A 26,306-nucleotide genomic window follows, 5' to 3' on the forward strand; every position below is an offset into this window, starting at 1 on the left:
CGAGGGAGCCGGCCACGCTACTCGATTCATCTCCGTGATGTGGGCCGCGACAAGAAACGACAACTCGTTGCCGAGGCGCGGTGGTGCCGCGCAGCATCGACGTGCACCCATCTGTCGACGTCGTCGTGCTCGCACGCCGGGCCCGCACGGCATCCCGAGTGGACGAACGAGGAGATGGCGATGATCCGAGGCTCGACACCCAGGCTACGGCGGACCCTCATCGTGCTGGGAACGGTGCTCGCCACGGTCGCGGCCACCCTCACGGTCGCCACGACACCTGTCGCCGCAGCCGCGTCACCGGACGACTACAGCGGCTCCGACCTGTGGCTGCGGTACGTGCCGGTCAGCGACTCGAAGCTGCTGCGCGACTACCGTCGGACGGTCACCGCAATCGTGGTCGAGAACGCCGACGCCACGAAGGTCCACCGGCACACGCCGGACCTCAGCATGGCACCCGGGTCCGGTGAGAAGCTGGCCGAGACCACGCTCGGCGCGGCCCGGGACGAACTGGTACGCGGGTTGGGCGGGCTGCTCGGCCAGCCGACACCCGTGACGACGGTCGACGGCCACCGCGTACCGGACGGCGCGGTCGTGGTCGGCACGCCGACGAGTTCGCCGTTGGTGAGCCGTGCCATCCCGGCGCGGGACCTGGCCAAGGTCGGCGACGAGGGCTACCTCGTCCGCTCGGTGACCAGCGCGAAGGGGCGGTTCACCGTCATCGCCGGCAACACCGACCTCGGCGCGCTGTACGGAACCTACGCCTTCCTCCGGCTGCTGCAGACACAGAAGCCCATCGACCGCCTCCGCCTCGCCGAGTCACCGAAGATCAAGCATCGGCTGCTGAACAACTGGGAGACCGAGCGCCTCTACGCCGGCAACAACGCCTCGGGACTGGGCGGGCTGAACGGCGAGAGCGGGGCGATCTTCAACTTCGCCGCGACCGGGGCCAGCGCCGGCCGGAACCTGCCCGTCATCCTGGACCGCTACATCGTGCTGGCACGCGCGCTGGCGTCGCTCGGGATCAACGGCATCACCATCAACAACGTCAACGCCGACAACGCGTACCTGACCAGCGCCCGGATCGCGCAGGAGGCGGCGCTGGCCGACGCGCTGCGTCCGTACGGCATCAAGCTGGGCCTGTCGATCCGCTACACCGCGCCCACCGACAGCCGCTTCGCGCCGGACACGCTCACCAACAGCCAGCTCGATCCCTACGGCGCCGACTTCCGGGGCTGGTGGAACCGGCGGGCCCGGCAGATCCAGACCGCCATCCCGGACTTCATGGGCCTCACCGTGAAGGCCAACTCGGAGGGCCAGCCGGGGCCACAGGACTTCGGGTACGACCACGGTGACGGCGCGAACGCCATCGCCGCCGCGGTGGCGCCGCTCGGGATGACCGTGCACTGGCGGACGTTCGTCTACAACGCCGAGGTCGACAACGACCGACTCAAGCGGGCCTACCTGGAGTTCGGGCCGATCGACGACGAGGTCCAGCCGGACGGCACCAGGGGGCGCTTCGCCGACAACGTGTTCCTGCAGACCAAGAACGGGCCGCTGGACTTCCAGGCCCGGGAACCCATCCACCCGATGTTCGGCCGGATGGAGAACACCAACCAGGCGCTGGAACTCCAGATCACGCAGGAGTACACGGGCCAGAACTGGATGCTGGCCTACCTCGGTCCGATGTACGAGGAGATCCTCAAGACCGACACGTACGCGACCGACGACAACGGGAAGCTGCTGCGCGACCGCCTGGTCGGCGACATCGTCGACGGGACCGCCCAGCACCACCGGGACACGGCCATCGTCGGTGTCGCGAACCTCGGCAACGCCGACAACCTGACCGGGCACCACTTCTCCCAGGCGAACCTCTTCTCCTTCGGCCGTCAGGCGTGGGACTGGACGCTCGACTCGGGGGACATCGCGACCGACTGGGTACGGATGACCTGGAGCAACGACCGACGTGTCGTCGACACCATCCGGAAGATGATGATGGGCTCATGGGAGTCGCTGGTCAGCTACCAGACGCCGCTGGGCATCGGCCACCAGTTCGCCGAGGGCGCGCACTACCGGCCCGATCCCGCCGACTGGGCGGGCCGCGACGACTGGAGCCCGATCTACTACAACAAGGCCGACAGCGTCGGCCTCGGCTTCGACCGCTCCCCCACCGGCAGCAACCTCGCCGCCCAGTACTTCCCCCGGTTGCGGCAGCGCTACGGCGACATCGGCTCGGTCCCGGAGAACCTGCTGATGTGGTTCCACCACGTGCCCTGGGGTCACCGGATGGACAGCGGCCGGACGTTCTGGGACGAGCTGGTCTACCGCTACCAGATGGGCGTGCAGTACGTGACCTGGATGCGGGAGACCTGGGAGACGCTCCAGCCCGACATCGACGCACGCCGGTTCGCGGAGGTACGCGCCAAGCTGGCCGTCCACGAGGCGGACGCCGCCGACTGGCGCGACACCTCGGTGAACTACTGGAAGGAGTTCAGCGGGCGCGACATCCCGGTGGACGACGCGCCGCTGTCCGCGAGGATCGTGGTCGGCGGGAAGGAGTTCGGCGGCTTCAACCTGTCGGAGAACGCCTACACCGTCCCGGTGCCGGCCGGCGCGTCGCCGACCATCACGAAGGTGCGGACCGCCGATCGGAAGGCTCGCTACGAGATCGTCTCGCAGGCGGCCGGCGTACCCGGTCAGGCGGTCGTCAAGGTCACCAAGGAGGGCTTCTTCGGACCGCTCGTGAAGAACTACGTCTTCAATCTGGTGCCCGACACGACGCTCGCGAGCCTACGCGTCGACGACGAGCCCCTGGCGTCCTTCTCCCCGACGGTGCGGCACTACAACGTCCTCACGCCGGCCGGCACCGCCGCCGTGCCGACGGTCACCGCGCGTGCCGCCGACACCGCCGCCTCGGTGGTGGTCGAGCAGGCCGACAGTGCCACCGGGCAGGCACGGGTCACCGTCACCAACGGCGACGCCTCGTCGGTCTACACCCTGGACCTGAACACCACCATCACCGGCAGCGACGAGTTCACCTCGACCCAGCTCGGCCCGCAGTGGCAGTGGGTCCGGCCGGACGAGAGCAGGTGGCGTCTGGCCGACGGGTCGCTGGTCATCACCGCGCAGCAGGGTGACCTGCAGGGCAACGTGAACACCGCGAAGAACATGGCGCTTCAGGACGTCAACGGCGACTGGACGGCCGAATCCAGGATGGTCTTCTCCCGTCCACTCGCCAACAACAACGAGCAGGGTGGTGTCGTCGCGTACGCGGACGACAACAACTACGTGAAGCTCGCCTGGGAGATGGGCAACGCGACCGCGGCGGTCAACAAGGCCCGGATCATCTTCCTGCGCGAACAGAACGGCACGGCGTCGACCCTGGAGATCACCGGTGCCGACGCCCAGCGAATCGTCGGGGCCGACGGGGCCATCTGGCTGCGACTGACGAAGATCGGAGACAGCTACCGCGCCTACTACTCCACCGACGGCAGCGTCTACCGCTACATCGGCTCGCAGACGCTGAACGCCGAGCCGACGAAGGCCGGGGTGCTGGCCTTCAACCGGGCCGGCACCTCCACCGACCTCGACGTCGCCTTCGACCATTTCCGGATCGAGAGCCGGGGCGAGCAGATCGGCCAGCGGTAACGACGACCGGGCCCGTCCCGGTTGGGACGGGCCCGGTCTCGCTCCCCCGAGCAGGATCCGTTGCCGTCAGCCGCCGATCGCGATCGCGAAGACGTGCATGGTCGGTACGTTGGTCGCCGGCCGCGCGCTGATGTTGGGCAGGACGACCTGGGCCACCGCCTTGCTCTGCAACGACACACCCACGTAGTAGATGCAGGCGGCGGTGTTCTGGCGGCCGTTGTTGGGCCGGTTCTGGTACGCGGACACGATGGCGGCGGTGCCGCCGGAGTGCGGCCCGCCGTACCAGTCGGGCGAGCTCAGTGTGAACGTCTGCCGGGTGCCGTCGGCGTACACCACAGTGCCCGTTCCGGACACCGCGCCGTAGGTGCCGGTCAGCAGGAAGCCGAGCGTGCTGCCGGTGCCGCTGATGCCGATGGTCTGACCCGAGGCGATGGCGTTGTCGGCCGTGCCGGGGCTGACGTTGGGCCAGCGGAAGGTCACCCCGTTGCGGCTGATCGTGCTGCCCGGGCTGGCCCCGGCCTGCGCCAGGGCCTGTGCGGAGAGGCTGGCGCCGCCACCGTCGAAGTTGCCGACGTTGGTGTTGCTGTCGTTGGTGATGCCGGCGTTGCTGAAGCTCTGCTCCAGCGTCGGCGTGGCGACGCCCGTGCTGGTGACCCGGTAGGTGCGCCCGGCCTGCACGGCGACCTCGATCAGGTCCGACTCGATCCGGGTGACCCGGGGCGCCGTACCGTCGGCGGTGTCGACCACCGAGACGGTGCCGGTGAGGATCCGGGCGCGCACGCGGACCGTGCCGGCGCGGTCCGGTCGGACGAGCACCTCGGTGGCCTGACCGTTGCTCCAGGTGATGCCGACCGTGTGCCCACCGCGCCCCCGCAGGCCGGTCACCTTCCCGGCCGGCCAGGCCGGCGGCAGGGCGGGCAGGATGTGCAGCTCGCCGGCGTGGCTCTGCAGCAGCATCTCGGCGATGCCGGCGGTGGCGCCGAAGTTGCCGTCGATCTGGAACGGCGGGTGCAGGTCGAACATGTTGGGCGCGAGCCGGGCGGTGGTGGCGAGGTAGCGGATCAGGTCGTGCGCCCGCTTACCCTCCTCCATTCGGGCCCAGAAGTTGATTTTCCAGGCCAACGACCAGCCGGTCCCGTCGTCGCCGCGCAGCGCCAGGGTTCGCCGGGCCGCCTCGAACAGCTGTGGGGTGCCGCGCTTGGTGATCTGGTTGCTGGGGGCCAGCCCGTACAGGTGGGAGATGTGCCGGTGGTTGGGCTCGGTCTCCACCCAGTCGTAGAGCCACTCCATGATGTTGCCGCGCGAGCCGACCTTCATCGGGGGGAGCCGGTCCCGGGTGGCGCGGACCTGGGCCCGGAAGGTGCTGTCCACGTTGAGGATCTCGCTCGCGCGGGCGACGCCGTCGAAGAGGTCCCGCAGGATCTGGTTGTCCATGGTGGGGCCGGCGCACACGCTGGCGTTCGAGTGGTGACTGAGCTCCGGCGAGTTCGACGGGTTGGTCACCAGGTAGCCGAGGGTCGGTTCGGTCACCAGGGTGTCCAGGAAGAACTGCGCAGCGCCCTTCATGGCCGGATAGTTCGTCCGCAGGAACTCGACATCGCCGTTGAACAGGTAGTGGTCCCAGATCAGGGTGGACAGCCAGGCGCCGCCGGTCTGCCACATGCCCCAGAACGCGCCGTCCACCACGGCGGTGGCCCGCCACGCGTCGGTGTTGTGGTGGGTGACCCAGCCACCCGCGTTGTACTGCACCTGAGCGGTACGCGCGCCGGCGACCGACAGCTCGCGGACCATGTCGAACACCGGGTTGTGGCACTCGGCCAGGTTCGTCGTGTTGGCCGGCCAGTAGTTCATCGGCAGGTTGGCGTTGATCGTGTACTTCGAGTCCCACGAGGGCGTCAGCGAGTCGTTCCAGATGCCCTGCAGGTTGGCCGGCTGGGTGCCGGGCCGCGAGGAGGAGATCAACAGGTACCGGCCGAACTGGAACAACAGCGCGGAGAACTGCGGGTCGTTGACGCTGTTGTGCTGGGCGATCCGCACGTCGGTCGTCTGGTTCGCGGCCGAGGTGCGGCCCAGATCCAGGGTGACCCGGTTGAAGAGCGCCTGGTAGTCGGCCACGTGCCTGCTGCGCAACTGGTCGAAGCTGTTGGCCCGCGCGGCGCTGAGGCGCTGCCGTGCGATGCCCCCGTAGTCACCGCCGACATTGCGGTAGTTGACGTAGCTGGAACCGATGGAGATCAGCAGGACCACACTCGTGGCGTTGGTGACCCGCAGGGTGCCGCCGGAGCTGGACACACTGCCACCGGTGACTGTCGCGTTGGCCAGGGCGAGGAAGCGGACCGCGCCGGTGACGCCCTCCATGTTCCCGGAGACGCCGTCGAGGCCGATCGTGGTGCCATCCGGGCTGGACACCGAGGTGCGCTGCGGACTGTCGAAGGTGGCGGTGAAGCTGATCGAGTTGTTCCGGTCGGCGGTGAGCCGCATCGCGATGACCTGGTCCGGCGCGCTGGCGAACACCTCCCGCTGGTGACGAACGCCGTTCAGCACGTACGACGTCGTCACGGTGGCGGTGGTGAGGTCCAACGTCCGGTCGTACTGCGACGCCCCGCTGGCGGACCCGAAGGCGAGCCGGAGGTTGCCGACGGTCTGGTAGGCCAGTTGACCGCCGGGGTTGCCCATCATGGTCTGGTTGATCAGGTCCTGGGCCTGGGTCCACTGGTTGGCGTTGACCAGGCGCCGGATCTCCGCCAGCGATCCCGCGCCCCGTGGGTTGCTGGGGTCGTGCGGGCCGCCGGCCCAGACGGTGTCCTCGTTGAGTTGGAGTCGCTCCGTGTCGACGTTGCCGAAGACCATGGCGCCGAGCCGGCCGTTGCCGATCGGCAGCGCCCGGAGCCAGTCGGTGCCGGCCCCCTCGTCGTACCAGAGGGCGAGGTCCCCGGCGGCCAGCACCTGCGGCGGCGCCACCGCGTCCGCGCGGGCCGCGGCGGTCCAGGGCAGCGGCAGGAGAGCGCCGCCCGCACCGGCTGCGCCGATCTTGATGGCTTGCCGTCGAGTCAGGTCGGACATCGATCCTCCAAACGGTGACCGGTCCGGCCACCCGAAGCGGGACAACCATGGGAGCCGTCGTCGGGATCCGCTTGCTGGCATCGACCGCGACCGCAGTGACCGGCCGAGGTCAGCCCCGGAGACAGCCAGACATCTGATGTGTTTCGCGAAGGTTACTCCGACGCAACAGAATCGGCAATGGTCGATACATAGCGAGAACCCACCCTCTGTCCCGCACAGCGATGCAACATCGGCTGGAGGGCGGCAACGAAGCGGCGTCGCCCAGCCCGGCCGGATCAGCGGAAAGTCACCACCGAACACCCGCGCAGGTACGCATACATCGGATGTACCGCCCGCCGGGCGGATTCTCCGGCGTTCCACGGCTACGCTTCGCGGCCTCTGCCGTCCCTCGTCGTACGGCAGAATCGGGTCGGTGAAACTCAACTTCGACGTCGGTGTCCACGAGCGGCACGAGGTGACGTTCTCGTTCAACAAGTTCTGGGGCGGCCTGTCGATCCTGGTGGACGGTCGACCGGTCCACCAGGAGCTGCGGGTTCTGTCGGTCGACCTGGTCAAGCGGTACGAGTTCGTGGTGGGGCAGGACGAACGACACGCGGTGCTCATCGAGAAGGAACGCAAAGTGTTCCTCGCCGGTTTCCGGCCGCAACACGTCAGGGCCTACGTCGACGGCCGGCTCGTCGCCGAGGGCACCGCCTGAGCGGGTCACCCCGGCCTCGGCACCGCGCCCCCACGGGAGTCGCCGGCTGCAGCAGGATGTACCCCATCGATGACCGGCGGCGGGGGCCGACGGTCGGCGTACACGGGGGCTTGGTCATGGGTTTCGACGTCGACGTGGCCGCGCTGCGCGGCCTTCCACAGGTGTTCGACCGTCTCGGGGAGGACGCCCGCGCCGGGTTGGCCTACTTCGACGCCAACACCGCACTCGAATACGGGCCGGGTTTCATCAACCGGATCAACGGCAAGCACGAGAAGGCCATGCTGGCCATTCGCGACTTCGTCGAGGACATTGCCAAGTACACGGCGGCCGACACCGGCACGGCCCTGCGGCAGTCGCTCGACTACTACGAACGCACCGACGCCGCGGCGGCCGAGAAGCTGGACCAGGCATTCCGGCGCACCTGGACGGTGGACCGCTCCGAGTTCGCGGACCTCTACCGTGACGCGAGCCTGCCCGCGCCGTTCGCCGACCGGGCCGACCCGCAGCAGCTGCTGCGCTCGGTGCCCGACTACAACAAGGACGACGCGTTCCAGTTCGAGCCGCAGATGTGGGACCTGGCCAGCCCCACGTCACTGACCCGGGACGCCATCTGGGGCGCCACCTGGCTCGCCGCCAAGCTCGGCATCTGCGACCGCGCCTACGACCCGTACGAGTCGCTGGTCAAACCCATCGCCGGTGACTGGGCCGCGGTGCGCGGCTGCGCGGACGTGTTCGACAGTCTCGCCGCGGCCCTCGCCGGCATGGCCGACAACGTCCGGTGGGGTGCCCTCGGCACCGAGCAGCACTGGCAGGGCAAGGCGGCCACCGCCTTCCAGGCGCACCTGGTCGACTCGGCACGCAAACTCGACACCGCCGGCGGCCCGCTGCTCGCGCTCGGCGTCGAATATCGCAAGACAGCCGAGGCGATGTTCGAGATCGGCAAGGTTCTCGGCTCGCTGCTGTCCGACCTCGCCGACGCCGCCATGATCTTCACGGTGACCGCCAGCACGGCCGTCGCCACCTCGGAGACCGTCATCGGTGGCATCGCGTTCGGAGCGGCGGCGCTGTACGAGGGCTACAAGATGTGGGACATCCTGAAGGAGGCCCTGGACCTGGTGGGTCGCGCCGACTCGCTGACCAGCGCCTTCACCGCCACCGTCGGCAACTTCGGGATGGCGGCCAGCGTGCGGGAGTTGCCCGTGCTGGCCCCGGCGCCCGACGGGCTGCCCCGCTGACCCACCTCGGAGAGGATTGTGCACGTGAACGACACCCCGAGCACCCCGGCGGACGTCCTCGCCGCCGTCGACCGCACCCCGTACGGTGCCGTCGTGCGCGACGAGGCCCGGCGACGGCAGATGGTCTACGAGTCGTTGATCTCCGGCCCTGACCCGATCGGCCGGGAAATCGGCCAGCAACTGCGCGACGGCAACCTCAGCCCCCGCGACCTGCTCACCGTCGGTGACTACCAGGGCTTCCTCGGTCGGGCACGCGCCCAGGCCGAACGGCTCGACCTGGACGACCTGGCCGCCGCCGCGCGCTCCGCCGCGACCGACGAGGTCCCGTCCGACCCCGCCGACACCCACCGCTCCTCCGACCGGGGCTGGGCCGGCTACGGGGACGACTCGCCCGGGGAACGCCCGTGGCGGTGAGGTCGTTGTCGAAGCGGACCAACACGCTCCTGGGCCGAGGGCTCGTCGCGTTCGGAGGCGTGCTCGCCGCGCTGTGCCTGGCGCTGATGGGCCATGCCCGCACCGGCGCCGTCGACACCAGCCACACCTGGGACGGCAGCGCTGCGGCGTACCTCACCAGTGCCGTCCGCGGCGGCACGCACACCTGCACCGTGACCCCGGAGCGCGGCGAGGAGCGGACGGTCGACGTCCCGTCCTGGCCCAACCGGGGTCCGCAGACCGACGGTCGCCGGCTCGACCCGTGGTTCGCCGGCCCGGCCCAGGTGACCTGCACCGACGACGTGACGTTCACGCAGGGGTGGGTCGTCCGGCTCTACCCGCTGGTCGAGCAGTGGCTGGTGCTGCTGGCCGGGATCGTCCTGGCCCTGGTGGGTCTGGACCGGCTCGGCCTGTTCCGCCACACCTCCCGCTACCCGTGACGATCGGGGCCGACCGGGTGTCGGGCAGTCAGCGTTCGGCATCCCCGAACGAGCTCGGCGACCAACTCGGCTGTCGTGACCGGTGACCGCGAGGGGCCAGCGACCCGGCCCGGCGGCGCGCCACGCGGTCCGGAGGAGGCGGGAGGTGGCGCGACTAGACTCGGGACCAGCGTCGATCCGGGGGGGTGCGTGCGCAGGTGAGTTCGTCCCAGCTTCTCGTCGCACTGGACCGCGACAGCTCGGTTCCGTTGCAGCAACAGCTCTGCGACCAGATCAGCGGGTCCGTGCGCACCGGTCGACTGCGCCCCGGTGACCCGGTGCCGCCGAGCCGTGAGCTGGCCCACCAGCTCCGGGTCTCCCGGACCGTGGTGACCCGCGCGTACGAGCTACTGCGCGCCAACGGGGTGCTCACCTCACGGCGTGGATCCGGCACCCGGGTCAGCGACGCGCTGACCGACACACCGCCACCCACCCAACGCGCCGCCCGCTCGCCACTGTGGCCCGAGCCCCCGCTGCCCACCGATGCCGGCAGCCCGCTGTGGAAGCCCTGGGAACCCGCGCCGATGCACCGCCCGGACGGGACGTACGACTTCCGGCACGGCACCCCGGCGCTGGCCAGCTTCCCGGTGACCCGGTGGCGACAGTCGCTCGCCGAGGCGGTGAGTCGGGCCGACGCGGTGGCGTTGGGCTACGGCCCGGCCGAGGGCGCCGCGTCGCTGCGGACCCAGATCAGTGCCCTGCTGCGCCGCAGCCGGGCACTCGACGCCAACCGCGAACACACGGTGGTGACCAGCGGCGCCACCCAGGCCATGGACATCCTGGTGCGGCTGCTCGTCGGCCCGGACGACGTGGTGGTCATCGAGGACCCGAGCCACACCGTGCTGCGGCAGATCTTCGGCTACTCGCGGGCCGCCGTGGTGCCCGTCGGAGTCGACGAGGAGGGCCTGCGGGTCGACGAGATCGAGCGCAAGGTCCGCGCGCACGGTCACGACCCGTCCCGGGTACGCCTGATCTACGTGACCCCGTCGCACCAGTTCCCGACCGGGTTCATCATGTCCGAGCGGCGGCGACGAGCGCTGCTGCGCTGGGCCCGCGAACACGCCGCCACGGTGCTCGAGGACGACTACCACAACGAGTTCACGTTCGCCGAGGAGCGGCTTCCGTCACTGGCCGCCGACCCGCAGGACGCGGACGTGGTCTACGTCGGCAGTTTCAGCAAGACCCTCTTCCCCTCGCTGCGCATCGGGTACGCGGTGTTGCCACCACACCTCGTCCGGCCGTTCCTCGGCGTCAAGTGGATCACCGACCGGCTGACCCCGACGCTGACCCAGGAGGCACTGGCCGAGTTCATCTCCTCCGGCGCGTACGCCCGGCACATCGGCCGGATGGACCGCCTCTACCGGCAGCGACGCGCCCGGCTGCTGGAGGCGCTCTACGAACACTTCGGCGCGGGTGTGCGGATCTCCGGCACGGCGGCCGGGCTGCACGTGCTGGTGACCCTGGGCGGCGCGTCCGACGCCGACGAGGCGGCGATCGCGCGCGCCGCCGCCGCACGCAACGTCCGGGTCTACCCGGCCTCGGGCTACTTCGTCACCCGGCCACCGACCGAACCGACCTTCCTGATCGGGTACGCGGCGCTGCCCACCGCCCGGATCACCGAGGGCGTGGCGCTGCTGGCCGCCGCGGTGCGGGAATCGACGGCTCGGTGAAACGGGGCCGGGTGAACCGGGCCCGCTGGGCGTACGGGACGGTGCAGTCGAAGACCGCCTTCGCCGTGCGCCCGTCGGCCGAGAGTGACGGGGAGTAGCCGGTGTGCTGGCTCGGGTCGAGCGGGAAGCCCTCCCGGTCCGGCAGCACCCGCAGGTCCTGGTCGGCCTGGAAGCGGGTGACCATCGCCCACCACAGGTCCTGGTCGGACTCGATGTCGACGTCGTCGTCCACGCAGAGCACCAGCTTGGCCATCCGGAACTGCTCCAGCACCACCTCCGCGGCCACGCGGACCGCGACGTCGTCCTCCGGGCCGCGCTTCGCCGACCACTGGAGCACCACCATGAGCTGACCGCCACCGGCCGTGTGGCAGTGCGCCGCCAGCGCCGGCGTGCCCCTGCGGCGCAGCAGGTCCAGCACCGCGGCCTCCATCCCGAAGCCGAGCAGCACCGACTGCTCGTGCCCGGGGCCCGACACGGCCTGCAGGATAGGGCTCTCTCGGGCGGTGATCGCGGTGACCCGGATCAACGGCAGCGCGGGATGCGCCCGGCCCTGGTAACCGAGGAACTCCGGGGTGGCGACCGTGCCGTGTCGGCTCTCCGGTGCCCGGTCGGCCAGCAACTCGCCCTCGATGACGTACTCGGCGTGCGCGATGAACTCGGCGTCCACGGTGCGGCAGGGCAGCAACTCCACCGGTTGCCCGGCGAGAGCGCCGGCCACCGCCAGCTCGTCGAGGTCGGGTGGTACCAGTGAGGTCGGGCAGCAGGAGGAGAGCAGCACCGCCGGGCACAGGCCGAGGTGGACGGCCACCGGCAGCGGACGCCCCCGACGCAACGCGGCCTGGTACGCGAGCTCCAGGTCCCGGCCGGGCACCATCCAGATGGTCAGCGTGTCCGGACCCTGGACGCACATCCGGTGCACGGACAGGTTGCGGACCCCGGTGTCCGGGTCGGTGGCGAGCACCGCGCCGAGGGTCAGGTAGGGCCCGGCGTCCTCGTCGGTGAGGACCGGCACCGGCAACGCGGTCAGGTCCACCGGCAGCGTCTCGCGAGGCCAGCGGGCCGGGTCGGGTGCGGGCACCGGCGGGCGGGGCGAGGCCACCGCGTCGAGCAGCCGGTGCGGCAGCTCGGCCGGTGTGCAGCCGAGCAGCCCGGCCGCCCGCCGTCGGGTGCCGTACAGGCCCATCAGCACCGCCCGGGTCGGACCGTGGTCGGGGCGTACCCGGTCGAAGAGCACCGCCGGGCCGGCGCCGGTGGGCGGGGCGGCGGGCGCACCTGCCCAGCGGGCGTAGTGGGCGGAGACGCCGTAGCGGGCCGGCAGCTCGGTAGGGACGCGGACCAGCTCACCGGGGAGCGGGTCGAGGGTGGCCAGGGCGTGCCGCAGGTCGACGGGCGAACGGCTCACCGCTCCTCCCCCGGTGACGCGGCGGCGCGGCGGGCAGCCAGCATGTCGAGCTGCATCCGGGTCAGCTCGTCGATGAGGGCACGGTAGGTGCCGACCGCCACCTCCGACGGCATGCCGTGTCGGGTGGCCAGGTCGGACACCCGGTCGAGCACCTGCCGCACCCGGTCGGGTGATCGGACGGTCGCCTCGTCCGTCTTGTGCGCGGTCAGCTCCTGCACCACCCGGGTGCGCTCGGCCAGCAGGGCGATGATCCGCTGGTCGAGCCGGTCGATGACGTCCCGCAGCTCGGCGATCCGGGCCGGGCTGTCGGCGGCACCGGCCGGCGGGGGGCCGGCCGGTGCCGCGAACCAGTGCTGGTCGGTCATGGCTGGGGGACCTGGTCGACCACGAAGACGACGGTGGGCTCGGCATCGCTGCCCTGGGACCGGTGCTCCTCGTCGTCGGGGATCACGAAGCCCATGCCGGGGCGGCACGGCACCGACCGGTCCCGGAAGTGGATGGTGAACTCCCCCCGCAGGACGTAGCCGGTGTGCCCGCGCAGGCACCAGTGGTGCTCGTCGAAGCCGGGCGGCAGTTCCAGCAGGCGCAGCCGCTGCCCCCCGACGTACGAGATCTTGACGCGCCCCTCGGCGCCCGGCTTGTCCCACCTCTCCCACTCGGTGGCCGGGAAGTCGATGCCGACCGGCGCGGCGACCTGCTCAGTGGACATTCTCGATATCTCCTCTGGTCGGGGCGGAATCGTTGCGGCGGGGCCGCGGCACGCGTTCGTTGCGGTCCCGCCGCGGAAGGACCGGATCGCCGTCGACCCGCTGGTGCTGCTTGAGCAGTTGCACCATGTCGAGCATCCGGTGCACCATCCGCTCCAGCGCGTCGACGCCCTCGGCGTCGTGCAGGCCGGGGGTGCCGGTGGTGTTGCGCAGCAGGACGGGGAACCCGCTGCCCACCAGGATCATCCGGTTGAGCAGCAGGTTGTTGACGATCTGGTTGTGCACGGAGGAGTCGCTGTACCGCCGTCCGGTGACGATGATGCCGCCGACCTTGTCCGCCAGCGGACGGGTGAAGCGCAGGTAGCCGACGCCCGCGCGCTCGATGAAGACCTGCATGAGGTGGGCCAGGCCGAAGCCGTGCACCGGGGCCGCGTAGATCAGCCCGTCCGCGTTGGTCATCTGCTCCACCAGGGCGGGGACGTCGTCGTCCAGCTGGCAGGGCAGGGTGCGGCTGTTGCAGTCGCCGCACGGGCTGCACGGCGAGATCCGGTGCTCACGTAACTGGATGGTGCGCAGGACGGCACCCCGCTCGGCGATGAGCCGTCCCGCGTACGCGATGGCGTGGTCGGTGTTGCCGCCGACCCGTTCCGATCCGTTGATGGCGAGGATGGTCCCTGCTTCGCTGTGCACATTCACCCCCGGTGCTCGTCGCGGGGTGGGCGCCGCACCGCGCCCACCCCATTGCGAGGTCAGTCCGTCAGCTTGCCGGCGAAGTAGTCGATGTAGGCCTGCATGTCGAAGTGACCGTGCCCGGAGAGGGAGAAGACGATCGCCTTCGACTCGCCCGTCTCCCGGCAGTGGATCGCCTCGTCCACCGCCACCCGCACCGCGTGGGTGGACTCGGGAGCCGGCACGATCCCCTCGCTGCGGGCGAACAGCACGCCCGCCTCGAAGCAGGCGGTCTGCGGCACCGCCCGCGCCTCGATCAGGTCGATCTCCCGCAGCGCGCTCACGATCGGGGCCATGCCGTGGTAGCGCAGCCCACCGGCGTGGATCGCCGGCGGGTGGAAGTCGTGGCCCAGGGTGTGCATCTTGGTCAGCGGGGTGAGCCCGGCGGTGTCGCCGAAGTCGTAGTCGTAACTGCCCTGGGTCAGTGACGGGCAGGAGGCCGGCTCCGCCGCGACGAACCGCACCGCCGGGCCGCCGCCCCACTGCCGGCGTAGGAACGGCAGGGCCAGTCCGGCGAAGTTGGACCCGCCGCCGGCCGCGCCGATGACGATGTCCGGGTAGTCGTCGGCCATCGCCAACTGGAGCAACGCCTCCTGGCCGATGATCGTCTGGTGCATCAGCACCAGGTTGAGCACCGAGCCGAGGGCGTACTTGGCGGCGCCGCCGCTGCTCATCGCCGCCTCCACCGCCTCGGAGATGGCCAGGCCGAGACTGCCGCTGGAGTCCGGGTCGGCGGCGAGCGCCGCCCGACCCGCCCCGGTGCGATCGCTCGGGCTCGGGGTGACCGAGGCCCCGAACGTCTCCATCAGGCCCCGCCGGTACGGCTTCTGGTCGTAGCTGACCCGCACCATGAAGACCTCGCAGTCGAGGCCGAAGTAGGAACAGGCCATCGAGAGCGAGCTGCCCCACTGGCCGGCGCCGGTCTCCGTGGTCAGCCGCTGCACGCCGTCCTGCTTGCTGTAGTACGCCTGCGGAACGGCGGTGTTCGGCTTGTGGCTGCCGGCCGGGCTGACCCCCTCGTACTTGAAGTAGATCCGGGCCGGCGTGCCGAGGGCCTGCTCCAGGCGACGGGCCCGGACCAGCGGGCTGGGCCGCCACTGCCGGTAGATGTCGAGCACCGGCCCGGGAATGTCGATCTCCCGCTCGGTGGAGAACTCCTGCTCGACCATGCCGGTGGCGAAGAGCGGTTCGAGGTCTGCCGGGGTGATGGGTTCCCGGGTGCCGGGGTGCAGCATCGGGGGTAGCCCCTTGGGCAGATCGGGGACCACGTTGTACCAGGTCGTCGGGATGTCACTCTCGGGCAGCACGAACTTCGTCGCGGTCATGGCCTCTTCCAGGGGTGGGTGTCAGGGACTGGCGGTGGCCGGCTCGGCAGGTGACGGCACGGACCGGGCAGCCGGTCGCATCCGCAGCACTGCGAACGCGACCACGCCGACCACCGGGGTCAGCAGGAGCAGGAGGAGGACGGGCTGGTGCCCACCGGCCTGCCAGACGAAGCCGAGGCCCATCGGCACGACAAGTCGGGCGGAGCTGAGCACGAAACCGTTCAGGGCCATGAAACCGCTGACCCGGTGCTCCTCGACGTGGTCGGCGATGTAGGTGGGCACCACCACCGAGGCGATGATCTCGCCCAGGGTCCAGACCACAGTGGACAGCAGGACGGCGGGCAACGAGAACGCGAACACCAGCACGGCCATCCCGGTGGACCAGAGCAGGCCCGCGACGATCAGCAGCGTTCGGGTCGAGTACGCCTTCATCCGCTTCTCGATCAGCAGACTGGCACTGACCACGACCACGCTGTTGATGGTGTAGACCGCCCCGACCACCGCCACCGACGAGTGCAGCACGGTGGTGACCGCGAGCGGCAGCGTGTATTCCAGGCCGATCAGCGGCGCGACGTAACAGAACGAGACCAGCACCAGCACCGCCACGTCGATGTCCCGTCGCAGCCCGGCCCGACGGGTGGTGGCGGCCGGCGAGGCCACCGGCACGCGCCGGGTGTCCGCCGGTACGAACATCCAGATGGTGGCCGCCGCGACCAGGCCGAGCAGGATGTTCCCGGCGAACATCAGCTGGTAGGAGTAGGCCGCCGCGAACCCGCCGAGCAGCGGGCCGACCCCCATGCCGAGGTTGTTGGCGAGATAGCTGACCGTGTACGCGAACGGGCGCTGCTCGGGTTCGGTCAAATCGGCGATCAGCGTGTTCGCCGCCGGGGCGAACATCCCCATCCCGACCAGCGCGACGAAGAGCAGCGCCGCGTACGTCCAGGTCGGACCGTCGAGCAGGGCGAGGCCCAGGTAGCCGACCGCGTTGAGCAGCAGGCTCGACACCAGCGCGGCACGTCGACCGGCTCGACCGCACACCGGCCCGCTGAGCAGGCTGCCGGCGAGCAGACCGGTGCTGCCGACGGAGATCAGCACACCCGCCTCGCCGGTGCTCAGGTGCCGACTCTGCACCAGGTAGACCGCGAGCAGCGGGAAGACGAACATCCCGGCCCGGTTGATGAAGGAGGCGTAGACCAGCATCCGCAGCGGGCGCGGCAGGGCCCGGAACCGGCCCAGCCAGGTCACGCGTCACCGACCGGATCGGTGACCACCTGGAAGGCGTCCCGGATGACCTTGAACCGGGCGCGGACGTCGTCGAAGTCGCGGCCCTCGCAGACGTACCAGCCGAGCACGTCGTTGGAGGCGGTCGGCACGGCGAGCACGTCACCGACGGTCTTCCACACGTCCGCGTCGAGCACCGAGTCGAGTGCCCGCAACTCCTGTGCGGTGGTGATCGTGGTGATCCGGCCGTACCGGTCGGAGCAGAGATATTCGGTGCCGATCTCCGGGCCGAGGGTGGCCGCCGGCACGTGCCCCGGGTCCAGTTCGAGCCGGCACCACTCGCCGGCCAGGTTGATCCCTCGCCCGGCCTGGATGGCGGGGACGATCGAGCCACCACCGGCCCGGGCCGCCGCCTCGCCGAAGACCAGGCCGCCGTCGTCGCGGAGGAAGAACTCCACGTGCGCCACGCCGGTACGCATGCCGAAGCCGCGCAGCACGGTGGCGCTGGCGGCCACGATGCGCCGCTCGGCCGGGGTCAGGTCGTGCTTGCGGGAGATCGTGCCGCCGGGCTCGTCGCGGAACTCCAGGACCGAGTACGTGTAGCGGGAGAGCTGGTCGAAGACCACCCCACCGTCGCGCAGCAGCGAGTCGACGTGGTACTCGACGCCCCGGACGTACTCCTCCACCCGGTAGTCGTGCCGGTCGTCGGCAACCAGCGGCCACACCCGGGCCAGGTCTTCGGCGGAGTCCACCCGGTGCGTGTCGCCGCAGGCCCAGCCGGCGTACGGTTTGATCACCACCGGCCAGCCCACCTGGGCGGCGAACTCGGCGACCGCACCCACCGTCTCGGGTCGGCACGAACGGGCCACCGGCACGCCCAACTCGACGGCCCGGCGGTGCATGACGTTCTTGTCCCGGAAGGTCAACGCCTCCTCCGGGTCGAGACCCGGGATGCCGTGGTCACGCCGGCAGTGCGCGGCGGTGAGCACGTCGCCTTCGAACAGCGGGAAGATGCGCTCCACCGGGTGCGCGGCGAGGATCGTGGTGACCGTGGCGCGAACGGCTTCCCGGTCGTCGAGGTCGGCGAAGTAGCAGGGCAGCCCGGCCGCTTCGGAAGCCGGCTGCCCGGTCGGCAGCAGCGCGACGGTGGCCACGCCCAGCTCGGCGGCGGCGGCGACCACACTGCGGAACTGGGCCGCGTACCGGCCGGCCGCGGGTCGGTAGATCACCAGGATGGCGCGGTTCATCGACGGCTCCCCGGGTTGCTGCCGGTGGCGGTGTCGACCACCAGGCTCGGGGAACGCAGGACGACGCTGGTCGCCGCGCCGTCGAGCACCGCCTCCTGCCGCGTGCCGTCGGACAGCTCGTCGAGGACTGTGGCGAGCCGGGCGAGCGCGTCCACCACCTCCGCCCGGCCATCGGGGTGGGCCGCCTCGACGGTGAGCAGCAGCCGGTGCCGGCCCAGATCGGTGCGGACCAGGTGGCCCTGCCGCCAGTTCCAGCGCCGCGAGTGGGCCCGCCCGTCGGCGTCGGCGTAGACGACCTCACCCGGTTCGGGCTGCTCCGGGGCCTCGGGAGCGCCGAGCGGCAGGTACGTCTCGGTGCCGTCGGCCGGCCGGACGACGAGGTCGGCGAGGCCGTCGACCGCGCACGAGGCGACCGGCAGCGCCGCGCCGAGCGACACCGCGTTGCAGAGGTCGACCAGGGCGTTGATCCGGGGCAGCCGGTCACCCTTGGCGACCCGCCGGGCGATCGACTCGGCGGCGCAGGGGAACCTGTTGGGGTTCACCCCCACCGCCCGGTACGCCTCCCGCCACGCGACGATGCCCGGCAGCTCCGCCACCCCGGCCTTGTCCAGGCCGGCCGCGTGCAGCGCGTCCTCGGCGGCGGTGAGAAGCGTCGACACGGCGGGAGGCGCCGGAGCGACCTCGACCACCGGTACGGCGATCACGCCGAGCACGTAGTGCGGCACTGCGGTCAGCACCCGGTCGTCGATGCGCACGGTGAGGGTGTCCACACCGTCGCTGAGCTGGGTCATCGTGATCCTCGTAGGGCTCGGGTCCGATTGTCGGTCCGACCGTACGCAGCGGGACGACCACCGGGTGTGGCCAATCCGGGGTGATCCGGTGAGGCCAATCCGGCCGTGGGCGGCTGACCGTCGGAACGGCCGGCACGGGTCCGCGCGCCGAGCAGCGTGGTGCCCAGCGCCAGCACGCAGAGTGCCGCGCCGACCGGCCCGAGCAGGTCGAGGGCGTCCGCCCCGCCGTGCCGCAGCACCCGGTTGCCGAGGAAACCGCCGAGCGCGATGCCCACGAACGTGGCCGACGAGTTGAGCGAGAGCAGCAGTGGTCCGGAGGTCGGCGCGACCGTGAAGAGCCGGTGCTGCTGTGCGGGCTGGGTGGCCATCGCGGTGACGCCCCAGGCCGCCATGGCCAGCGCGGCCGGCAGCAGCGCCTGCCGGGTCAGCGGCAGCGTGAGCAGCACCAGGGCGAGCCCGGCGACCGAGACCAGCAGCACCGGCACGCCACCCCACCGGTCGGTGGCCCGTCCACCGAGCACGGTCCCGGCGACCGCCGGCACGCCGAAGACCAGCAACAGCACCGCGAGCAGGGTTCCGTCGCCGTCGGTGGCCGGGGCGAGCAGCGCCCCGATGTAGGTCAGCGCGAGGTAGCCGCCGGTCATGAACAGCGCGGTGGTGAGCACCGCCAGGCCGACGCGACTGTCGCGCGCCGGGGCGAGCCGGGCGGCCAGCGACGGGCCGGGCGGCAGCGCCAGCGCCGGCAGCCCGACGGTCACCGCGACCGCGCAGGCCGCGCCGACGGCGGCGAGCAGCCAGAAGGTGGCCCGCCACTGGAGGTCGGCGGCGAGCCAGGTGCCGAACGGCACCCCGGCGACGGTGGCCGCGGAGAGGCCGCCGAGCACCACCGCCATGGCCCGGGCACGCCGTTCCGGCGGGGCCAGGGCCGCCGCCGACGCGGTGGCGGCGGGGATGTAGAGGGCGGCGCTGACCGCGGTGAGGACCCGGGCCAGCAGCAACAGCGGCAGGTCGGGGGCGAGCGCGGAGGCGATGTTGCCCACTGTGAAACCGACCAGCGAGACCACCAGCACGGTACGCCGTTCCAGCCGGCCGGTCAGGGCACCGAGCAGCGGAGCGGCGACCGCGTACGCGAGGGCGAAGACGGTGCTCACCCAGCCGGCCGAGGCGACGCTCACCCGCAGCGTGCGGGCCACCTCGGGGAGCACACCGGCGACCACGAACGTGTCGGTGCCGATGGCGAAGGCGCCGACCGCGAGCAGCGGGACGACCGGCACGCTCCGGCGCATCACGCCATCCCCGCCGGCTGCCCGGCGCGGTAACGGGCCGCGTCCCCGGCGACCACCCGGCCGCCGAGCAGCACCATCTCGATCGCCTCGGGCCGGCCCAGCACGGTGATGTCCTCGGCCGGGTCCCCGTCGGTGACCACCAGGTCGGCCAGCCGGCCCGGCTGCACGGTGCCCGCCTCGTCGCCCCGACCGGCCAGCCGCGCGCCGTTGGCGGTGGCCCAGGTCAGCACCACCGGGGCGGGGATGCCGGCCATCGTCACGTACGTCTCCAACTCCTCGGCGTAGCGGCCGTGCGGGGTCCAGGCGAACCCGAAGTCGTCGCCGGCCACGATCGGGATGCCCATCTGCACCATCAGCGGCAGGATGCGCAGGGTGTTCTCGACCTCGGCCTGGAACTCGAGCGTCTCCAGGTACTCCGGGGTCTTGCCGTACCGGGTGCCGGTGGTGAGCAGGCGGTGCGGCTGGTGCAGGCTCGGCACCACGAAGATGCCGCGCTCGGCGATCGCCTCCAGGGCGGCGTCGTCGGCGTACGTGGCGTGGTCGATCACGTCGACCCCGGCGGCGATGGCGTTGCGGATGCCGCCCAACCCACGCGAGTGTGCCCGGATCCGCACTCCCCGCTCGTGCGCGGCCCGGGCCGCGATCACCAACTCCTCGGCGGTGAACAGCAGCTCGTGCGATCGGCCGTTGGGGAAGGTGTCGTCTCCGGTGGAGAAGACCTTGATGATCTCCGCGCCCTGGGCGACCTCGGTGTCGACGTACTCGACGAGCTCTTCCGGGGTGTCGGCCAGCCGCATCAGGTCGCTCGGGATGCGTTGCTTGACCCCTGGGTTGCGGCGCTCCGGCGGGCCGGACACCATCAGGTCCCGGCTGCACGGGGTGATCCGCGGGCCCGGCAGCTTTCCGCTGTCGACGGCCCGGCGCAGCGCCATGTCGATGCCGGACACCGAACCGGCGCCGACGAAGGCGGTGTAGCCCAGCCGGAGCATGGCGGCGGCGTTGGCGGCTGCGCCGAGGGTGACCTCCGGGATGCTGTACTTGAACAGCATCTCCCGACCGTCGAGCACGTCCAGGTACGCGATGTGGGTGTGGCCGAGCGTCATCCCCGGCAGCACCGTCCGGCCGTCGAGGTCGAGGACGTCCACGTCCGGGTCGTGCAGCGGGGCCTGCGCCTCGGGCAGCACCGCGACGATGCGCTCGCCGTCGAGCAGCACACTGTGGTGCGGTCGGGAGACCACCCCCAGACCTTCCTGGACGGTGGCGCGGTGCAGCAACGTTCGTCGGGACACGACTGTCACTCCGGTTTCTCTCGGTTGTCTGGTCTCAGCGGCGGCCGAACAGGGTCCACACGATCTCGGCACCCGGACGCCGGGCCACCCACCGCAACGCGTGGCGGTGCACCCCCGGCGCGTTGGTCACCGCGAGGTCGGCGCCGTCGGCGGCGAGGATCTCGGCGGCGTGCTGGGTGGAGTCGGCGTCGACCCACCGCACCGGGCGGTCCCGCAGGGCCGGCGGCGCGAGGTCGGTGAAGATCCGCCGGACCTCCCACAGGGCGGCCACCGTGAGCTGACCGCCGGCCGGGTCCGGCTCGCGGTCCGGCTGGGCGGCGATGCCGTACTCCGGTGTCGCCTGCGCGAAGTAGGCATCCAGCCGCAGGTCACGGTGCCAGTGGAAGCGGGTGAGCCCCTGGTAGGCGCTCGGCACGAGGGCCTGGTCGACCCGCCGCTCCACCAGCGCGGCGAGCACCGCGTCGAAGGTGTCGGACAGCTCGATGCGCAGCCCGTGCCGCTCGGCGAGGAACGCCGCGGTCAGGTGGCTGGACGTCCCGGCCGGGCCGAGGGTGGCCAGTGTCGTGCCGGGCCGGCTCGCCCACCGGTCCATCACGCTGCGCCAGCGCCGCCCGTACGCGTCGGCGAGCGGCCCGGGCAACGCCGGCACCGACTCGTCCGTGGCCGTCTCAGGTGGTGTAGCCACGGTTGCCCGCCATTCGCTGCGCCACCCGGGTCTCGTGGTCGACCTCGACCCGCCGGTCGACGATCCGGGCGGCCTTCCAACTGACGAAGGCGCCGGTGCTGACGATCGGGTCCAGCCCGTCGGTCAGTTCCACCTCGACCGGTACGCCGAGCGCGGCGGCGGCCCGCTCCCGGACCCCGTCGGCAACCCCGGCGGGGTCGTCGGTGAGGTCCTTGAGCAGCTCCAGCCGGACCGTCAGCCGGTCGGTGCCCGCGCCCGGGTCGTGGTCGATCACCACCTGGTAGCCGCCCGAACCGACGACCCCGGTCAGGACCGCCATCTCGATCTGCCCGGCGGTGAAACGTCGACCGCCCAGCTCGATCCGGTCCAGGGTGCGGCCGACGATCTGCACCAGGTCGCCGGCCATCTCGCAGCCGCAGTCCGACGCCTCGACGATCACCGCGTCGCCGGTGCGGTACCGGACCAGCGGCTTCACCCCGTCGACGAGCATGGTGACGGTGAGTTCCCCGCTGCCCCGCGAGCCGTACGACGTGCCGGTCTCCGGGTCGACCACCTCGATCAGGTAGTTGGTCTGGGAGACGTGCATCCGCTTGTTGCGGCAGGCGGTGGCGATGACGAACGCCTCCTGCGAGCCGTACAGGATGTTGTAGACGTCCGCGCCCCAGACGGACTCCAGGTTGCGGGCCAGCGCCGGGGTGCACATCTCGCCGGTGACGAAGAGCAGCTTGACGGCGAAGTCCTCGCGCAGCCGGTAGCCGTAGTGCTCGGCGGCCTTGGCCAGCATCATCGCCACGCCCGGCGTGCAGCAGACGACCTCCAGCTCAAGGTCCTTCATCAGCTGCAACGCCTTGGCGAACCCGATCACTGGCGAGTACGGCCAGATCTTCGCGTTCAACGAACCGACGTTGCGGGCGACGTCACCGAGGGTGTCGCCGAAGGAGTGCACCTCAGTCGGGCCCATCAGCCCGATCCGGGGCGGGTGGTCGCCGAAGTGGTGGCGGAAGATCGACGCCCAGGACTCGGTGACGTGGGCGTTGCTCGCCACCACCTCCCGACCGTCGCGGGGGCACGGCGTCGCGCGGCCGGTCGTGCCGGTCGTCTCGTAGAAGAAGACCCCGTCGGCCAGCGGTCGGCTGAGCACGTCGAGCATCTCCTGCCGCAGGTGCGTCTTCGTCGTGAAGGGCAGCCGGTCGAGGGTCGCCGGGGTGATCGCCGACAGATCGACGTCGGCCAGGTGACGGGCGTAGAACGGTGAGCCGGTGGACACCTGGTCGAGCACCGTGCGCAGTTGCCGTTCCCGCCAGGCCTCCAGGTCGGCCGGGTCGAGGGTGCGGTCGTAGAACGCCTTGTGCAGGGCCAGGTAGTCGACGGCGAAGTCCGCCGCCGGTCCGGTGGTCGGAAGCCACATGGGTCGGATCCTCTCCAGGAATGAGCCGGCTGCCGTGCGGTCGCGGCGGGCCGTGACGCAGGTCAGTGCAGACCACCGTTGACGTCCAGAACGGACGCGGTGACATAGCTGCTCTCCGGGCCGGCCAACCAGGCGACGGCCGCGGCCACCTCGGCCGGCGCGCCGAACCGGCCGACCGGGATCCGGGCCCGGTAGTCGTCCCGACGCTCGACCGGGATCCGGGCGGCCATCGGGGTGTCGACCAGGCCGGGGGCGACCGCGTTGACCCGGATGTGGTGCTCGGCGAGTGCCCGGCCGAGGCTGCGCGTGAGCGCGATGCACGCGCCCTTCGACGCCCCGTACGCCGCGTCCGGGCTGCCGGACTGCCCGCTGATCGAGGCGACGTTGACCACCGTGCCGGGTCGACCGGCGGCGATCAGCGCGCGGGCGAACGCCTGGGTGCAGAAGAACGCGGCACCCAGGTTGACGTCGAGCACCTGCGCGTACGTCTTCGGGTCGTAGTCGAGGAAGTCCCGGGCGTGGTAGACGCCGGCGTTGTTGACCAGCACGGTGGGCTGGCCGTACCGCTCGTGGATCCGCGCGAAGAGCTGCTCCACCTGCTCCGGCACGGCCACGTCGGCGACCAGCGAGGCGTACGCCGCCGGGTCGCCGGCCGGCTCGACGTCGACGCCGAGCACCCGGTGCCCGGACCCGGTCAGGGCGGCCGTCACGGCCCGGCCGATGCCGCCCGCCGCGCCGGTGACCACGGCGAGGGGGGCCGAATGGTCGTCGGTCATGACGAACCCGCCGCCCGTGAACCGGCCACCGGCAGCGCCGCGGCGCCTCGCAGGAAGTTGTCGAACAGGCGCAGCCCGTCCTCGGTGAGCACGCTCTCCGGGTGGAACTGCACCCCCTCCACCGGCAGGGTCAGGTGTCGCACCCCCATCACGTAGCCGTCGTCGGACGACCGCGCGGTGACCTCCAGGGCCGGCGGCGCCGGGTCCGCGACGATGAGCGAGTGGTAGCGGGTGACGGTGAGCGGGGCGGCCGCCCCGGCGAAGACGCCTCGGCCGTCGTGGCCGACCACGCTCGTCTTGCCGTGCATCAGGTGCCGGGCGACGGCGACCGACCCGCCGTAGGCGAGGCCGATCGCCTGGTGCCCGAGGCAGACGCCGAGCAGCGGAAACCGGCCGGCGAAGGCGTGCACCAGCTCCACGTGCCCGGACTCGGCGGGATGGCCCGGCCCGGGGCCGAGCACCACCGCGTCCGGCCGCAGGGCGGCCAGCTCGTCGCTGGTCCGCGACCGGGAGCGGACCACCATGGTCCGCGCGCCGAGGGTCCGCAGGTACTGGTCGATGATGTGGGTGAAACTGTCGTACGCGTCGACGAGCAGGACCTTCACGGCAGCAGCTCCGTACCGGTCAGCGCCCAGAAGGTGGCGCTCATCTTGGCCAGCGTCTCCCGCCACTCGGCGTCGGGGTTGGAGTCGGCCACCACCCCGGCGGATGCCTGGGTGCGGTAGCGGTGGCCGTCGTGCACGGCGGTGCGGATGCAGAGTGCGAGCACCGCGTACCCGCGCACGTCGACCAGGCCGACCGAGCCGGCGTAGACACCCCGGGGCTCGTCCTCCAGCCCGTCGATGATCTCCATGGCCCGCAGCTTCGGCGCGCCGGTCATGGTGCCGGCGGGGAAGGCGGCGCAGATCGCCGCCCAGGCGTCGGCGTCGTCGGCGAGCTGCCCGGAGACGGTGGAGACCAGGTGGTGCACGTACGCGAACGGCTCGACGTCGAACATCGCGTCGACGCTGAGCGTCCCCGGCACGCAGACCCGACCGATGTCGTTACGGCAGAGGTCGACGAGCATGACGTGCTCGGCGCGTTCCTTCTCGCTGGCCGTCAGCTCGGCCACCAGCCGGCGGTCGGTCTCCGGGTCGGCGCTGCGGGCCGCGGTGCCGGCGATCGGACGCATCGACAGCCGGCCCTGTTCGATGCGGAGGAACAGCTCCGGGCTCGCCCCGATGACGGTCCCCCCGGCCCAGGGCGTCAGGTACATGTAGGGCGACGGGTTGCGGTGTCGCAGCCGCCGGTAGACCTCCAGCGGGGTGAGGGTGGTCTCCACGTCGATCCGGTGGCCGATCTGGATCTGGTAGCTGTCCCCCACCTCGATGTGCCGTAGGCACTGCCTGACCCGGGCGGCGAACGTCTCCTCGTCGACGGTGTCCCGGACCAGGCTGGGCGGTGGGGCGGCCGGCACCTCCGGCTCGCCGTCGGGCAGCGCGGCGAGAAGGTCCGGCAACCGGGGGGGCGTGGTGTCCTCCGGCAGGTGCGGGCCGGTGGCGGCGAGGTGCCGCACGGTGCCGGCGCGCAGGTCCCACCAGACGGTGTGCCGGAACAGGACGAGGGTGCAGCGCGGGATGTCGTCGACCACCCGGTCGACGGAGAGTTCGTCCATGTCCCGCGCGGCCTCGTAGGCCAGGGTGGTGAGGAAACCGAAGGCGAAGCTGTCGGCGGGCGCGGTGGTCCGCACCGCGAACGCCCGTTGCACGGCCCGGACGGCGGCCCACATCTCGGGCGGCCCGGAGACCGACCAGACCCGTTCCTGGGCGCGGTGCCGGACCGGCTCGCCCAGGACAGCGGTGAGCACGGCCGCCAGGGCGTCGCCGAGCTGCCCGGCGGAGATCACCTCGAGTCGGTCGGCGATGAACCGCACCTCGGCGAGGGCATCCCAGCCGACGGCCGCCGCGTGGCGGTCCTGGGCCGGGCCGTCCAGGCTTTCGAAGAGATACAGATCGTCCGAAGAACGAACTTCGGCGAGCGCCGTGTAGAGAGACAAAGGATTGATTGGCGACAGTGTGACAGATGTCACGTCTATTGGAATTGAGTTGGTCGGTGGCGTACGCCGCACTGCCACGGAATGCGACCCAATGAGCCGCGTGGCAGTCCTGGCCGACAATGAGGACACTGCGAAACCCCCTCTGAGCAGCCCGATTCACGCGCCCCCGTTGGCGTTGACCCCG

22 protein-coding genes are annotated in these 26,306 nt (G+C 71.4%); 6 read left to right on the top strand and 16 right to left on the bottom strand.

All coding sequences use genetic code 11. The annotated features are described in order from the left end of the window. Nucleotides 1–180 precede the first annotated feature (180 nt). Nucleotides 181–3,645 carry an alpha-glucuronidase family glycosyl hydrolase gene (locus ABGB10_RS09175; RefSeq protein ID WP_347660432.1) on the top strand — a complete coding sequence of 1,155 codons (3,465 nt, stop codon included), beginning with the start codon at nt 181–183 and terminating at the stop codon, nt 3,643–3,645. A 66-nt stretch (nt 3,646–3,711) separates the two neighbouring features. Here the strand turns inward: ABGB10_RS09175 and ABGB10_RS09180 are convergent, their stop codons facing one another. After that, nucleotides 3,712–6,708, bottom strand: a complete 2,997-nt coding sequence (locus tag ABGB10_RS09180) for a glycoside hydrolase family 95 protein (protein WP_347660433.1) — start codon at nt 6,706–6,708, stop codon at nt 3,712–3,714. Between the two features lie 412 nt (nt 6,709–7,120). On the opposite strand from ABGB10_RS09180, the gene ABGB10_RS09185 reads away from it, so the two are divergent. The 5 genes from ABGB10_RS09185 to ABGB10_RS09205 all read left to right on the top strand — a co-directional run bounded on the left by ABGB10_RS09185 (nt 7,121) and on the right by ABGB10_RS09205 (nt 11,221). Next, a complete protein-coding gene (locus ABGB10_RS09185) occupies nt 7,121–7,405 on the top strand; it encodes a hypothetical protein (protein ID WP_278138991.1) in 285 nt (94 codons plus the stop codon). 116 nt (nt 7,406–7,521) lie between these two features. Next, nucleotides 7,522–8,640 (top strand): hypothetical protein, encoded by a 1,119-nt coding sequence (locus tag ABGB10_RS09190; RefSeq protein ID WP_347660434.1) that lies wholly within the window; start codon nt 7,522–7,524, stop codon nt 8,638–8,640. 24 nt (nt 8,641–8,664) lie between these two features. Further along, nucleotides 8,665–9,054 carry a hypothetical protein gene (locus ABGB10_RS09195; RefSeq protein WP_347660435.1) on the top strand — a complete coding sequence of 130 codons (390 nt, stop codon included), beginning with the start codon at nt 8,665–8,667 and terminating at the stop codon, nt 9,052–9,054. Nucleotides 9,055–9,059: 5 nt separating this feature from the next. Then, on the top strand, nt 9,060–9,512 hold the full coding sequence (locus ABGB10_RS09200) for a hypothetical protein (RefSeq protein WP_347660436.1): 453 nt from the start codon (nt 9,060–9,062) through the stop codon (nt 9,510–9,512). Between the two features lie 197 nt (nt 9,513–9,709). After that, a complete protein-coding gene (locus ABGB10_RS09205) occupies nt 9,710–11,221 on the top strand; it encodes a PLP-dependent aminotransferase family protein (RefSeq protein ID WP_347660437.1) in 1,512 nt (503 codons plus the stop codon). On the opposite strand, the gene ABGB10_RS09210 is transcribed toward ABGB10_RS09205, so the two are convergent. The 15 genes from ABGB10_RS09210 to ABGB10_RS09280 all read right to left on the bottom strand — a co-directional run bounded on the left by ABGB10_RS09210 (nt 11,166) and on the right by ABGB10_RS09280 (nt 26,122). After that, a complete protein-coding gene (locus tag ABGB10_RS09210) occupies nt 11,166–12,623 on the bottom strand; it encodes a UbiD family decarboxylase (protein ID WP_347660438.1) in 1,458 nt (485 codons plus the stop codon). The genes ABGB10_RS09205 and ABGB10_RS09210 overlap by 56 nt on opposite strands. Continuing rightward, nucleotides 12,620–12,988 (bottom strand): chorismate mutase, encoded by a 369-nt coding sequence (locus ABGB10_RS09215; RefSeq protein ID WP_347660439.1) that lies wholly within the window; start codon nt 12,986–12,988, stop codon nt 12,620–12,622. Before ABGB10_RS09215 ends, ABGB10_RS09210 begins: the two co-directional genes overlap by 4 nt. Continuing rightward, on the bottom strand, nt 12,985–13,332 hold the full coding sequence (locus ABGB10_RS09220; RefSeq protein WP_238644781.1) for a cupin domain-containing protein: 348 nt from the start codon (nt 13,330–13,332) through the stop codon (nt 12,985–12,987). Before ABGB10_RS09220 ends, ABGB10_RS09215 begins: the two co-directional genes overlap by 4 nt. Beyond that, nucleotides 13,322–14,020, bottom strand: coding sequence for a flavodoxin family protein (locus ABGB10_RS09225; RefSeq protein WP_347660440.1), 699 nt, complete (start codon nt 14,018–14,020; stop codon nt 13,322–13,324). The genes ABGB10_RS09220 and ABGB10_RS09225 overlap by 11 nt, the downstream gene beginning before the upstream one ends. A 59-nt stretch (nt 14,021–14,079) precedes the next feature. Continuing rightward, nucleotides 14,080–15,384: a TrpB-like pyridoxal phosphate-dependent enzyme gene (locus tag ABGB10_RS09230; RefSeq protein WP_347660441.1), complete on the bottom strand. Its 1,305-nt coding sequence runs from the start codon at nt 15,382–15,384 to the stop codon at nt 14,080–14,082. 21 nt (nt 15,385–15,405) lie between these two features. Continuing rightward, a complete protein-coding gene (locus tag ABGB10_RS09235; protein ID WP_347660442.1) occupies nt 15,406–16,629 on the bottom strand; it encodes an MFS transporter in 1,224 nt (407 codons plus the stop codon). Next, nucleotides 16,626–17,852, bottom strand: a complete 1,227-nt coding sequence (locus ABGB10_RS09240; RefSeq protein ID WP_347660443.1) for an ATP-grasp domain-containing protein — start codon at nt 17,850–17,852, stop codon at nt 16,626–16,628. The genes ABGB10_RS09235 and ABGB10_RS09240 overlap by 4 nt, the downstream gene beginning before the upstream one ends. Continuing rightward, nucleotides 17,849–18,643: a phenylalanine--tRNA ligase beta subunit-related protein gene (locus tag ABGB10_RS09245; protein ID WP_347660444.1), complete on the bottom strand. Its 795-nt coding sequence runs from the start codon at nt 18,641–18,643 to the stop codon at nt 17,849–17,851. The genes ABGB10_RS09240 and ABGB10_RS09245 overlap by 4 nt, the downstream gene beginning before the upstream one ends. After that, the gene (locus ABGB10_RS09250; protein ID WP_347660445.1) at nt 18,640–19,929 is read right to left on the bottom strand and encodes an MFS transporter; all 1,290 of its coding nucleotides are present in this window, start codon (nt 19,927–19,929) and stop codon (nt 18,640–18,642) included. Before ABGB10_RS09250 ends, ABGB10_RS09245 begins: the two co-directional genes overlap by 4 nt. Next, a complete protein-coding gene (locus ABGB10_RS09255) occupies nt 19,929–21,218 on the bottom strand; it encodes an amidohydrolase family protein (protein ID WP_347660446.1) in 1,290 nt (429 codons plus the stop codon). Before ABGB10_RS09255 ends, ABGB10_RS09250 begins: the two co-directional genes overlap by 1 nt. Before the next feature lie 34 nt (nt 21,219–21,252). Continuing rightward, the gene (locus tag ABGB10_RS09260) at nt 21,253–21,903 is read right to left on the bottom strand and encodes a prephenate dehydratase (RefSeq protein WP_347660447.1); all 651 of its coding nucleotides are present in this window, start codon (nt 21,901–21,903) and stop codon (nt 21,253–21,255) included. After that, entirely contained in the window at nt 21,887–23,311 is a 1,425-nt protein-coding gene (locus tag ABGB10_RS09265) for a phenylacetate--CoA ligase family protein (RefSeq protein ID WP_347660448.1), read from the bottom strand. The genes ABGB10_RS09260 and ABGB10_RS09265 overlap by 17 nt, the downstream gene beginning before the upstream one ends. Nucleotides 23,312–23,373: 62 nt before the next feature. Beyond that, complete coding sequence (locus ABGB10_RS09270) at nt 23,374–24,087, bottom strand: SDR family oxidoreductase (RefSeq protein WP_347660449.1); 714 nt, start codon at nt 24,085–24,087, stop codon at nt 23,374–23,376. Beyond that, entirely contained in the window at nt 24,084–24,692 is a 609-nt protein-coding gene (locus ABGB10_RS09275; RefSeq protein ID WP_347660450.1) for an aminodeoxychorismate/anthranilate synthase component II, read from the bottom strand. The genes ABGB10_RS09270 and ABGB10_RS09275 overlap by 4 nt, the downstream gene beginning before the upstream one ends. Then, the gene (locus tag ABGB10_RS09280; protein WP_347660451.1) at nt 24,689–26,122 is read right to left on the bottom strand and encodes an anthranilate synthase component I family protein; all 1,434 of its coding nucleotides are present in this window, start codon (nt 26,120–26,122) and stop codon (nt 24,689–24,691) included. The genes ABGB10_RS09275 and ABGB10_RS09280 overlap by 4 nt, the downstream gene beginning before the upstream one ends. Nucleotides 26,123–26,306: the final 184 nt, after the last annotated feature.

The sequence above is a fragment of the Micromonospora sp. B9E7 genome, assembly GCF_039871815.1.
Classification (GTDB): Bacteria; Actinomycetota; Actinomycetes; order Mycobacteriales; family Micromonosporaceae; genus Micromonospora.